Genomic DNA, 12,904 nt, shown 5'->3' with positions numbered 1-12,904 from the left:
AATATTAATTGAATTTTACCTTTATAAGAAATTAACTAGCAGAGACTTAAGCGTAATTTATGGTTTGATTATCGAGTTAATTTCAAAACTTTATATTTGCAGTATTAGAAATTATTATGAAAGGACAAAATAAACTTTTTATTGCCATTATTGTTGCGCTAGTTATTGGTGTGATATTGGGCGGTGTTGTTAATAAATTCCAAAGAGGAACGGAGATTAGAATTAACACAGATCTTGTGGATGCAAAACATGCTCCTTTGGATGAAGTCAAATTTGTAACCAGCGATGGGAAGGCACTTTCTCAGAAAATTTACATCGCAGTTAATCCAGAAAAAAAGGACTCATTAACTAAGGTTTTCCAAGGACAAGATATTTTGGTTGTTGATAAAGAAGTGAAAGCCGTTTTTGAACCCACTGCATTAAAAGGAAAAAAGGATGTTCAAATAGAAAAGGTTGAAAAAAAATCGAAAAACGGCAGAGCTTCTGTTGTAGATGATATCACGTCTTTCTCAGAAATGATAAAGCTATTGGGGACTATTTTTATCCGACTAGTACAGATGATTATTGCACCTTTGGTATTTACAACTTTGGTTGTGGGTATTGCAAAGATGAGTGATATTAGTATGGTAGGGCGTGTTGGTAGTAAGGCTATGGCTTGGTTTCTTACCGCATCGTTTGTATCATTATTAATAGGTTTAGCACTTGTTAATTGGTTAGAACCCGGGAAAATGATGCATCTTGAAAAGCCTGCTTCTGATGCGGCAGGTGACTTAATGAAGAGTGCACATGATGGTTTATCATTAGAACAGTTTGTATCTCATGTTGTACCAAAAAGTGTGTTTGAAGCTTTTGCAACCAATGAAGTATTGCAGATTGTAATCTTTGCCGTGATGTTTGGTATTGCTTTGTCTGCATTGGGAGAAGAATATACTAAGCCTGTTGTAAAAGCATTAGATATCTGTGCACACGGGATTCTTAAGATGGTAGGTTATATTATGTGGGTAGCACCTCTAGGAGTATTAGGAGCTATTGCAGCCGTTGTTGCAACCAATGGGTTTGAGATTTTTAAAGTCTATGCTATTTATTTAAGAGACTTTTTCTTCGCATTAGGTATTCTTTGGTTGGTTTTGTTGCTTGTAGGATATATAATTTTAGGTAATCGTTTATTTGATTTGATTAAAAGAATAAAAGCACCATTGCTAATTGCGTTTTCTACAACCAGCTCAGAAGCTGTATTCCCGAAATTAGTAGAAGAATTAGAAAATTTTGGTTGTAATAAAAAAATTGTATCATTTATCTTACCCTTAGGTTATTCCTTTAACCTAGATGGAAGTATGATGTATATGACATTTGCATCAATATTTATAGCTCAGATTTATGGAATTGAGATGTCATTAGGGCAGCAGATAGTGATGTTATTAGTACTTATGTTAACGAGTAAGGGTATTGCAGGTGTACCGCGTGCAAGTTTGGTAATTATTGTTGCAACATGCTCTATGTTTGGGATTCCGCCAGAAGGTATTGCTTTGATATTACCGATAGATCACTTCTGTGACATGGGAAGAAGTATGACCAACGCATTAGGTAATGCATTAGCAACTTCTGCCGTTAGCAAGTGGGAAGGAGAGCTGGGAGAACCATTAGAGAGTTAATTTCTATAAGACTTATAGTTAGCAATGATTACTAAGATGGGATAATTGTTTTTATTTCCGTATTTTTGTAAGATATTTTTGAAGTAAATTTTTATGTTGACGAAAGATAAAGTTCAGGCCTTTTTAAAGGAAATAGAAGTTGATGATCTAGTGACCAATCTGCATATGATGGGCAATGATGTTTATATTGATATGACTGCGCATTCTCCTGCTATGCACGAGAAAAAGAAGTTAGAAGTTGCGATGAAGCAAGCTTTCGCATCCGAGTTTGGAGAAGAAATTAATCTTAAATTAAAAATTGCTTCGCCAGAACTTCCTCCTCAAAACGAAATCAAAGGGAAAGAACTTCCTGGGATAAAAAATATTATTGCCGTTGCCTCTGGTAAAGGTGGTGTGGGTAAGTCTACCGTTTCTGCTAACTTGGCAGTTACTTTGGCAAAGATGGGTTTCAAGGTTGGTATTTTAGATGCTGATATCTATGGACCATCCGTACCAACTATGTTTGATACCGAAGGTCAAAAACCAATCTCTGTAGATGTTAATGGCAAAAGCCTAATGCAACCAATAGAAAATTACGGTGTTAAAATGTTGTCTATCGGATATTTCTCTGGTGCCAACCAAGCTGTAGTATGGAGAGGCCCAATGGCAAGCAAAGCGCTTAATCAGATGTTGAGAGATGCCAATTGGGGAGAGTTAGATTTCTTACTAATAGATCTTCCTCCAGGTACAGGAGATATTCATTTATCTATTATCCAAGAAGTGCCAGTTACGGGTGCTGTTATTGTAAGTACACCACAGCATATTGCGTTAGCAGATGTAAGAAAAGGTATTGCAATGTTTAATATGGAAAGTATTAACATCCCAGTTCTTGGATTAGTAGAAAATATGGCGTATTTTACACCAGAAGAATTACCAGAGAATAAATATTATATATTCGGTAAGCAAGGCGCTCAATATATGGCAGAAGACTTAGGAATTCCTGTATTAGGCGAGATTCCTTTGATCCAAAGTATAAGAGAAGCGGGAGATGTAGGTCGTCCTGCAGCATTGCAAGAAAATTCTATAATAGCAGATATATATACAAAAACTGCTCAGAATATGATAGAAAGCTTGGTAGAACGTAATAAGAGCTTACCACCTACAGAAGCTGTAAAAATTACAACCATGGCAGGTTGTTCACCTAAAAAATAACAAAAGATGCATACAGAACAAGTACATGAAGAATTGGTAACCAAAGTGATGGACGCTTTGGAGAGTATTCGCCCATTTCTTAACAAAGATGGTGGAGATATAGAATTGATTGATGTCAAAGACAGTAAAGTTTTTGTAAAACTATTAGGAACTTGTTCTAACTGCCATATTAGTCATTCTACAATGAAATTGGGTGTAGAAACTACTATAAAACAATACGCTCCAGAAATATTAGAAGTAATTAATATCGAAGAAGCATAGACATTATGTCAATCTAATTCATTAGACATAAAAAAACCTTTCAATTAATTTGAAAGGTTTTTTTATGAATATTATTCTACAATTTCTGCATCAATAATGGTAGGACTTTTATGAGAAGAAGCTCTTTGGAATTCCCACATCAGAAACTTATCAACCTCTTTTAATAACATAGGGATAGCAAAAGCGAGAATTGCTAGATCATCTATTACACCAACTACAGGGATAAAATCCGGAATTAAATCTATTGGTGATATAACATAAATTAATGCTATTGCGGGTAACAGAATATCAATAATTTTTATTTTGTAAATACCATTTTTCCATGCTTTTAACATACGGAAAACAGCAGGAATTTTTTGTAAAAAGCCTTTATGTCTTAAAGCTTCTTGTGCTAATTTCATTTTGGAATATTTCATTATTGTGTGTTTTATTTTTTTTCATCATATATCTACAAATAGCATTCCATTACGGTCTTAACAATTTATAAATTATTGTGTTACGTTATCTACAAAGTTACGGTTTTCGTTAGAATTCCAGTCGGCAACATTTTCTTCCTTTTTCAAAATCTGAAGATTTTTCCCCACAATAAAAGTAGAAGGGAAAACATTAGGCAACATTTTGGGAGTCAGCGGACTTTGAGCGATATATACAGGTGCAGAATAGCTATTTTCAGATAAAAACTTCTTAACATCCTCTTCTTTATCCTGCATAGCAATAAGAACAAATTTTATTCTCTCACTTTTATCCTTATGCAAAGCCTCTATACTAGGCCATTCTTTACGGCAAGGCGGACACCAAGTTCCCCAGAAATTAAGGAAAATAACCTGTCCTTTAAAGTCCTTAAGGTTAGCATCAGGAACATTAATACCTTTAAGTTCTATATCAATATCAGCATCGCTAAAACTACTTTCTGCAACAACTTTGTCCACAGTTGCTGTCATCCCAAATTGTGACGAGACAAATTCTCTCAACGGTTTTATCACCACAAAAGCAGCAATAATACCGAGTAAAATAAGGTAAACTATATTTTTTTTAACAAAGTTCATACGATTAATTTATATTTTGGCGTGACCCAAGTTGTCGATCATTACGGCGCTCGCTTCGCTCGCGCCTCCAATCTCTCCAACTTTGGTCGGTCTCCGTGCAGTCGCTGTCTATGGTGGAGACTTCGCTGTGCTCAGCCACCACAATAGACGAGCTCCAACAATGCACTTTGCCCTCACGCAGATTGGTGTGTAAAATTAACTTCAGTCTTACAAAAGCTGAAGCAGTTCTTCTATTGTATCTTTGCCTCTGTTCTTAGCATAATAAGTCTGAAGCTCTACATAAAAATCCTCTCTCGGGAAAGTTTCTGGATTAGCTTTATGCTTTTCTAGAAGCTCTGCGCCAAATTTCGGTCTCGGTCCCCAATGATTAATGTAGTTAAGATTTTCATCTAAAAATATAACAACTGGGATAGACTTTCCGCCATTAGTTAAGAAATTATCAATTAAAGATGGCTCTTGGTCTCGATAAGTAATTTTAACTTCAAATTGTTCAAAAAACTTAACCACGACAGGCACAACCTGACTGGCGTCACCACACCAAGCTTCTGAGATAATCAATATTTTTCCGCGGAAGTTTTTATTAGCCAAAGTTTCTACTTGCTCTTCTAGCGGGATATATTTCTCCTGCATTCTGCTCATTCTTTGGATGCCTAATTTGTAATACTCTGCAAATTCTGCGTCTTGTGGAGTTTTAGGATTTCCTAATCGTTCTCCTGCTTCACGAAGATATTCGGTATAAGATACCGCTTCTTCCCAATATTTTTTAAAATCTATAATCATTATATCTTTCTAATTTTGTTAATTAAATACATATCTGCCAACACAAAAGCAGCCAGACTTTCTACGATAGGCACAGCTCTAGGGACAACACAAGGATCGTGTCTACCTTTGCCTTCTACAATAACCATTTCTCCATCTTTGTTAATGCTATCTTGTGGTCTAAGAATAGTTGCCACAGGCTTAAAAGCTACTCGGAAATAAATATCCATTCCGTTAGAAATCCCACCTTGGATTCCTCCAGAAAGATTGCTTTTGGTAGAGCCATCTTCATTAAAAAGATCATTGTGCTCACTTCCCAACATCTTGGCACCACAGAAACCGCTTCCATATTCGAAGCCTTTACAAGCATTAATATTAAGCATTGCTTTCCCCAATTCTGCATGCAACTTATTAAAAATAGGTTCTCCCCAACCAGCAGGTACATTCTTAATCACACAAGTCACGGTACCGCCAATCGTGTTGCCTTCTTTTTTAATTTCTTTGATTTTATCAATCATTCGTTCTGCGGTTTCTGTATCAGGACAGCGGACGATATTGCTTTCAGTTTTAGAAAAATCTAAAGCTTGATAAGGTTTTTCACAGAAAATATCCCCAACCGAAGAAACGTAAGCGTTAATTTCGACATTAGGAATTAATTGCTTAGCAATGCTTCCCGCAACAACCCAGTTAAGTGTCTCACGTGCAGAAGACTTGCCACCACCGCGGTAATCACGGATGCCATATTTTTGATCATAAGTGTAATCTGCATGGCTTGGACGATAGGCTTGTGCAATATGATCGTAATCTTTCGATCTTTGATTTTCGTTTTCTACCAAAAATCCGATAGGAGTTCCTGTCGTTTTACCATCAAAAATCCCGGATAAAAATCTTACAGTATCAGATTCTTTTCTTTGTGTTACAATAGCCGATTGACCAGGTTTTCTGCGATCCAATGCTTCTTGAATCAACTCTAGATTTACTTCTAAACCTGCCGGAAAATTAGTAATTGTCCCACCATAAGCTTCGCCATGACTTTCTCCGTACGAAGCCAAAGTCATGAAATTTCCTAGTACATTAAACATACATAAAAGTTAGATGTTAGAAATCAAATATTAAACTTTAGAATAGATATTTTTCTAAAGACAATGATTTCTTTAATAACTACAAATTTACGAATTTTAGAACGGACTAATATCTAAAATTTAACTTCTAATATCTATTTTTACAAAATGAATATTCGTAAAACTGTTTTGATTCTTGGCGCCAATTCTGATGTTGCCAAACAAGCCATAAAACTCTATCTAGAAAAAGGATTTTCTGTGATTGCCGCTTCTCGAAATCTAGAGTCTCTAGAAAATTTTGTCAAAGAGAATCAATTGCAAAAAGATTATATTGAGTTAGTATATTTTGATTCTGAAGATTTTGAAAGTCAACAAAAATTCTATGATAATCTGACCACAAAACCTAATATTGTGGTTTATGCAGCTGGATTTTTAGTTCAAAACGAAAAAGCTTTTGTAGATTTTGATGCGACTTTCAAAATGATGAAGGTTAACTACATCGGCGCCGTTTCTATCCTGAATATCATTGCGATGGATACAACCAATACAGCTTTAGAAAGAATTATTGGATTGTCATCACTTTCTGGTGTGAGAGGGCGCAAAAGTAATTTTGTCTATGGTAGTACAAAATCTGCTTTTACCCAATATTTAGCAGGATTAAGACAAGAATTAGCATCAAGAAAAATTGCTGTCAATGTTCTTGTTATTGGTTATATCAACACGAAAATTAATGCGGGATTAGAACTTAATGAAAACTTAATGATGGAACCTGACTATGTTGCAAAACATATCATTAATGCAGGAAATTCTTTCTCAATTGTTCCTAATTTTAAATGGAAAATCATCTATTGGATTGTAAAACTATTACCAGAAAGTCTTGTGGCAAAGTTGCCATAGATTAATAGTATAAAGCCAAAAAAAGCGAGATCTAGTCTCGCTTTTTTGGCTTTAATTAAATTATTGTGCTTTAATTTCTAATGTACTGCCTTTAGAATGACTGTTCATCTGAGGCGCATAATAATTTTGCAAAGTAGAAATTCCGTTAGAGAAAGTTCCTGATGCATTGGCTACTAAGTCATACTCGAAGACATATTTTCCTTTCGGCATATATTCTATGTAGAAATTGTTAGAAGCATCTTTTGTTGATTGATAATACCCCAAATTGTTTTTCCACTGATAACCAGAAATAACATCCAAAGGCTCTAATCCTGCAGCGCGCATATCTTTAAGATGAATATATTCCATATTTCTGTCAGTGTTAAGAATCATTCTTACGGTAATCTTGTCGCCAACTTTTATGGGAACATTAGCCGAAATAGGTTTTAATTCTTCACCATTTTCGGTTTTAACTTTTCTGTAATATTCTTTGGTAATCGAGATATAATTTTCAGAAGATTTAATCTTATCAAGATCCTCATAATATTGCCAGAATAATCCACCTTGCACAATGCCAGCACCAGGTTTGGTCACGGTAACTGTTCCTAATTTTGAGTCAATTTGTTCTCCACGTAAGGTTGATTTTACATAACCTGTCGCTTTGGTATCAGGATTGGTTAATTCTTTTCTGCCCCAGACAATCGTTACTTTATCACTATCTGCAGACGTCCAAGATTTCCCAGAATTAAGAATGGTAAAAATCACTTCTGCGGTACTTCTAGAACTTCCCCAAGCGTTAACTTCTTTCTGAGTAATGAGCCAGATTTTCATTTCTTCAATCAATTGAGTGTCAGTTGGTGTTAATAGGTTGAAAGCTTCCAAAGCACCAGCCTGATTAACAACATTAGAATTGTACCAACCCCAATTGTTAAGATTTTGTTTCCAATAGATGCCTTGTGTTTTAGACTCTGTAGAAGTTTCTTTAAGATAAGTCAATAATTTTTTAGACACATCTTTTAATCCATATTGATCAAAAAGTAACGCCGATCTGTGTAATCCAAAGAAGGTAAAATCTGTGATTTTAGCCGATTTCGCTTTTTTAATCACCATATCTTTCAAAGCTTTTGGGTTGGCGGTTAATGGATGATCTTTTTCCCAATAACGACGTACATCCAAAAATTCTAAAGACGCATTGCTCCAAGGGTTTTCTTTGCGGGCATCCCAATATTTGTTGATGTTGCTGTCCACATAATTAACGAGATTTTTCACCATTGTTTTTTGATCTTCGGATTGGTAATCTTTAGCATTTCCTTTTAGCCAAACATTAATTTTCCCGAGGTTTTTAAGAATATACAATGACGTGTAATAAGAACTCGGATAACCTTGATACCAGCTAAATCCACCATCCGGATTCTGAAGTTTTGACAACTCGCTCCAATCTGCTTGGATAGAATTACGCATGGTGTTAGCATCAAACAATCTTGCCAATTTCTGCATTTGTTCTTCTTCATTTTTACTGTCTAAAACCCAGGGTGTTTCGTCTAACAATAATTGTTTTAGTTCTTGATTTTTTTCTAGGTTAGAGGTTAATAAGCCTTTGCTTTGGTAGTCGTCAAAAACGGTTTTCAGTTTTGGATTAGATTTAAAAATTTCCGAAGCCAAAACATCCGCAAACCATTTGTTGAAAATAACATCCGCAGAATTGTTAACATCATTCTTTAGACTTGGTAATGCAAACATAATTTCCCAAATCGGATTGGTTGTTAATTCTAAAGTATTGCTAACATTAGTCGCTGTCTTAGATGTATTATTAATTAAATTATCAATTGTGAAAGTTTTAGTTTCGCCTTCTTTTACAAAAATTGGTGTAGCATCAGTTACGAGCATTCGGTTAGGTAAAACAGCAATTGCTTTTTGCTCGCCGTCAGAAAATTCGCCCGCTTTTGCAACGACTTTAATGATAATTGACGAAATATCTTTAGGCACTTTTACCGTCCAACCTAAAGCTGTGCTTGAGTTAGAATCTAGTTTAAAACTTTGTTCAACATTATAACCAGACACTGCAGTGAGTTGGCTTAATCCGAATTTGTCACTAATATCTTCATTGGTAAAGGCATCGAGAATCTGTAGTTTTGCCGATCCTGTTAAAGCTTTATCAACTAAACTTGAGACTTTGGTTTGAAAATTAAGAACATCGCCTTCACGTAAAAATCTTGGATAATTAGGTGTTACAGAAAAGTCTTTCTGCGTCACCACAGTTTTCTCTAGATAAGCAGATTGTGCATCTTTGGTGTGTGCCAATAACATTAATTTCCATTGGGTTAAAGCTTCTGGCGAGGTAAACTCAAAACTCACATTGCCGTCTTTATCCGTTAATAATTGAGGATAGAAAAATGCCGTTTCGTTAAGGTTTTCTCGGACTTTTACATCGTCGAAGTTTTCGACACCTGGAGGTGCATAATCAACTTTAGGGTTTCTTTTAGGTTCTGGAACTACATTTTGGACAATTTCAATTTTTTCTTCTTTAATTGAATCAGAATCATAACCTTTTGCTCTCATGCTCGGTGCAGGAGCCATTGCACTGGCTTTAACTTTAACACCAGCTACACTTCCTTGTAATGACATTGTACTTCCATACAAAGCAGTATAGACGATATTTCCATCAAACCAGCTAAATCTCGGTACTACAACTTCGCTATGATCTTTATAAGCTAAATTTTTAGAATAATATAATTGTTGCAATCTGCTCGACATATTATAACTGCTAATGATATCTCGTCTGTAATACAACGGCTGAAAAGAATAAGAATTGGACGCAAACTGATCCAAAGATTTGTCGTACATACTTGCCAAAACTTCTGCGGTCATGCTGAGCGCCGTCGAAGCATCTTTGCCGCCTTTCACCTTGAAGCTCCATTTTTCTTTTGTACCAGGTTGTAACTTGTCTCGGAAGGTTACCGTTTCTATAGTCAAAGATTTTTTGTCGGTCACAATAGGCACATAGATAGAACTAGATTGTACATCGTTGTACGCCGCTAAATTAACCTGAACATTAAGCGTTTTTTGTGTTGGACCAATTTTAGTTTCATAAATGTAAAGTCCATTAGTCAACGATTTCGTTTCATATTTGGTTTTGCCATCGCCCAATTGTGTGTAAATATGTAAAGTCGCATCCGGAATGGCAGAGTAGATGTACAATTTAACTTGCTCACCTGCTTTGTATTCTTTTTGATTCAATTTAAGAGTCAGGAAGTTTTTTTGATCCGAAGCCAATCCTGATTTGTTCCAAATTCTGAAATCCTGAGAGGTTTTAATCGTATCTTTTCCTTCGATGTTATAAAGGTCTAATCGGTAATAACCAGCGTCTAATTTTCCTAAACTTAACTTGCTGTCAGTTGCCGTTTTTTCAATAATCGTTTTCTGGATATTCCAGTTGGTTTCTAGATCTTTTTTGTCAAATCTATCATGCGGAAATAACTTTTCAAATTCTTCTTTAGAATAATTAGGTAAATCCTGAATCTGTGTTTTAAACTGATTTCTGAAAATCCGTTGCGGTTCTTCTAGTTTTGATAATTTGACTTGATAATTTTTCTTTAAACTTTGCCCGTTGTAATTTTTAGTTTCAACATTAAGGTCAATATTATCGTCAGAAAATGTAGAATTAACCGTATCAGCTGTAATATAATGCGTTACTGACGATACCGTAAGACTGGTATTGGCTGTCTGAGTTTCTCCACTGATGTCCGTTACAGAAGCATTAATGGCATAATTGTCAATCTGTATGCCGTCTATTTTTTCATCTTTCTTAAGATCTAAAATAATCGTGAATTCTCCTTTGTCATTGGTTTTTACTTCGCCAAGAATGGAGTTCTCGTTATCGAAACTTCTCGGATACCAAGAGAAATATCGCCAACGGATATTTTGTTTTTTGATATCATAGTTAACTGTTGCATTACTAAGTGCAATCCCTGAAAATGTCGTGGCTTTACCTTTAAGCTCAACTTTTTCGCCGTATTTGTACTCGCCTTTTATCGGCTCAAAAGTCACCTCAAAATTAGGACGCTTGTATTCTTCTACCAAGAAATCTTTGGACTCATCAATATCATTGGCATCGTCTTCTATGTTGATTGTGAAACGACCATTTAATTTCCCTTTCGGCAAAGTGAAGCTTCCGTTATAAGAACCGAATTGGTTAGTTTTGAATATCTGGTTAGAAATTTCTTGTCCATTAGCATCTTCCAGAATCACTTTTTGAGAAGCGCTAGACAATACAGATTCTTTATTATCAATCAACTTTGTGCTGATGACTTTAAAATAAACAATCTGTCCAGGTCTGTAGATGGCTCTATCTAAGAAAATCTGTGCTTTATATTCGTTTTCTGCTTTCTTGCTGCCAGATGTAGAAACTCTACTGCCGTAATTTTGTTTTAGCTCTACATCGCCAGTTTCTGTATTTTGGATTAAATAATATCTGTAATAAGAATCACTAGAGAAAGTTGGTAATTGATAGTTTCCGTCCGCCGAAAGTTTTAGGTTAGATATTGAGATGTCTTTTTTGCCTGCCAGATATTCTGTAATCTTTAAAGTTTTATTAGCAATTGGTTTACCGTTGTCGGCATTAATCCAAACAAAACTATTTTTAGCGGTGTTATTATCTTCAACATTTTTTAAAATACTTTTAGCCTGAGATACTAAAAAATATAAGTTGTTTTCTCGTTGTGACTTGTCACCATCGACTGTATAGTCTATCATGTAAATGCCTGCTGGCAAAGCTTTCATCTCCAAAGCAGTTTTATGCAAGTCGTAATCTCCAAGCGTTTTCAACTCGAAGTTGTCTTTTCTGACCAAAGTCTTCTTAACCGTAGAAAACTTGTTGTTATAATTGTCATTAACATAAGCCAGAAAACCTTTGATATCATTATCAACCTTATAAATGTTAATCGAAAACTGTTTAACATTTTTAGCCTCTGCCAAAAGCATAATAGGTTGGTTAGGAAGCATTGTTGGCTCCATAAACAAGTTAATAATTGGCTGGACAATATTGTTTTCTAGGTTTTTGATATTGCCAATAAATCTAGATTTAGGATAGTCTTTTTGTAGATTATTAATTAATATTATCGCTTCTTTTGGCTTTTTATCAGCAATGAGTTGCTCAATAATTTGACTAGCAATCATGACTTTATAATCGCCTTTTTCGTTGGAGTTAAATAGAGAAGTATAAGCTTCTAGTTTTTTATCTTTTGGTGTGATGTTTTGCCAATCTAATTTTTGAGTTTGGAAATAAAGCTTTGCATTGCCAGAGTTATTGGTAATTAACTCATCGTAAAGAGATGTTATCTTTTTTTGATTTATGGTAAGTTCATTTTTTGTGAAAAGACCATTGTTTTTCATGAATTCTAAATATTCACTAGAAGCCCAATCCAAAATAGTCGGGAAATATTCTGCGTCATAGTCACTATCGAAAATACTTTTGTAGCTATTAGTTGATATAGTTTTTAACACGGAGCTTTGTCCGAAAATATCGCCGTAAGCTTTTGTTAAGTAGTTCTTGTAGGCGAGTTTGCTCCAAGTTTCTATTTGGGTTAAGTCTTGGGAGTCAAGATTAGTTCTTGTATTAATTTGCCAACGATTTTGCTCGTAATGATCTTTTATATAATTGGCTTTTAGAATGTCTAAAACTAATTTTTCTTGTTTAGAAAACGATTGCCCGGCAATATCAATATCCTTGAAAAATTGACTTGCGGTATTATTCTTATCATGATCTTGCGTCATTTTTACAATACTGAATTCCGCTTTGAGTGATTTGATAAGTTCTGGGAGATTTTTATCTTTCATGGCTTGTTTTTGGATGTTTTTGATGGCTGGCAAGTTAGATTTGTATTGCCCTTTCTCTGCTTGAGCTTTTATCAATTTCCATTGTTGCTCATAATAGTTCTGTCCATTAATGGGCGTTAGCCATGCGCTCATCAATATAAACCCGAAAATAAAGATCAGTTTTTTCATAAATTCGTATTTAATTTCCCATTAGCAATCAGCTTTTTTTGCTTTACTTTGTAAT

9 protein-coding genes are annotated in these 12,904 nt (G+C 35.0%); 4 read left to right on the top strand and 5 right to left on the bottom strand.

All coding sequences use genetic code 11. From position 1 onward, the window contains the following. Window positions 1-116 precede the first annotated feature (116 nt). The 3 genes from ACQQ6V_RS09180 to ACQQ6V_RS09170 all read left to right on the top strand — a co-directional run bounded on the left by ACQQ6V_RS09180 (window position 117) and on the right by ACQQ6V_RS09170 (window position 3,104). On the top strand, window positions 117-1,652 hold the full coding sequence (locus tag ACQQ6V_RS09180) for a dicarboxylate/amino acid:cation symporter (protein ID WP_448845224.1): 1,536 nt from the start codon (window positions 117-119) through the stop codon (window positions 1,650-1,652). Between the two features lie 93 nt (window positions 1,653-1,745). Next, complete coding sequence (locus ACQQ6V_RS09175) at window positions 1,746-2,843, top strand: Mrp/NBP35 family ATP-binding protein (RefSeq protein WP_448845223.1); 1,098 nt, start codon at window positions 1,746-1,748, stop codon at window positions 2,841-2,843. Window positions 2,844-2,849: 6 nt separating this feature from the next. Next, complete coding sequence (locus ACQQ6V_RS09170; protein ID WP_448845222.1) at window positions 2,850-3,104, top strand: NifU family protein; 255 nt, start codon at window positions 2,850-2,852, stop codon at window positions 3,102-3,104. 71 nt (window positions 3,105-3,175) lie between these two features. Here the strand turns inward: ACQQ6V_RS09170 and ACQQ6V_RS09165 are convergent, their stop codons facing one another. The 4 genes from ACQQ6V_RS09165 to aroC all read right to left on the bottom strand — a co-directional run bounded on the left by ACQQ6V_RS09165 (window position 3,176) and on the right by aroC (window position 5,991). Beyond that, a complete protein-coding gene (locus ACQQ6V_RS09165; RefSeq protein WP_448845221.1) occupies window positions 3,176-3,520 on the bottom strand; it encodes a YkvA family protein in 345 nt (114 codons plus the stop codon). Between the two features lie 72 nt (window positions 3,521-3,592). Further along, window positions 3,593-4,150, bottom strand: a complete 558-nt coding sequence (locus tag ACQQ6V_RS09160) for a TlpA family protein disulfide reductase (RefSeq protein ID WP_448845220.1) — start codon at window positions 4,148-4,150, stop codon at window positions 3,593-3,595. Between the two features lie 207 nt (window positions 4,151-4,357). Continuing rightward, window positions 4,358-4,924, bottom strand: coding sequence for a thioredoxin family protein (locus ACQQ6V_RS09155; protein WP_448846195.1), 567 nt, complete (start codon window positions 4,922-4,924; stop codon window positions 4,358-4,360). Between the two features lie 5 nt (window positions 4,925-4,929). Beyond that, complete coding sequence (gene aroC, locus ACQQ6V_RS09150) at window positions 4,930-5,991, bottom strand: chorismate synthase (protein ID WP_448845219.1); 1,062 nt, start codon at window positions 5,989-5,991, stop codon at window positions 4,930-4,932. Between the two features lie 147 nt (window positions 5,992-6,138). On the opposite strand from aroC, the gene ACQQ6V_RS09145 reads away from it, so the two are divergent. Next, complete coding sequence (locus ACQQ6V_RS09145) at window positions 6,139-6,867, top strand: SDR family NAD(P)-dependent oxidoreductase (RefSeq protein ID WP_448845218.1); 729 nt, start codon at window positions 6,139-6,141, stop codon at window positions 6,865-6,867. A gap of 60 nt (window positions 6,868-6,927) precedes the next feature. Here the strand turns inward: ACQQ6V_RS09145 and ACQQ6V_RS09140 are convergent, their stop codons facing one another. Continuing rightward, complete coding sequence (locus ACQQ6V_RS09140) at window positions 6,928-12,849, bottom strand: alpha-2-macroglobulin family protein (RefSeq protein WP_448845217.1); 5,922 nt, start codon at window positions 12,847-12,849, stop codon at window positions 6,928-6,930. Window positions 12,850-12,904: the final 55 nt, after the last annotated feature.

It is taken from the genome of Chryseobacterium electrogenes, from assembly GCF_053553015.1.
The sequence above is the reverse complement of the archived record's forward strand: the minus strand, read 5'-3'. Positions and strand labels throughout refer to the sequence as shown.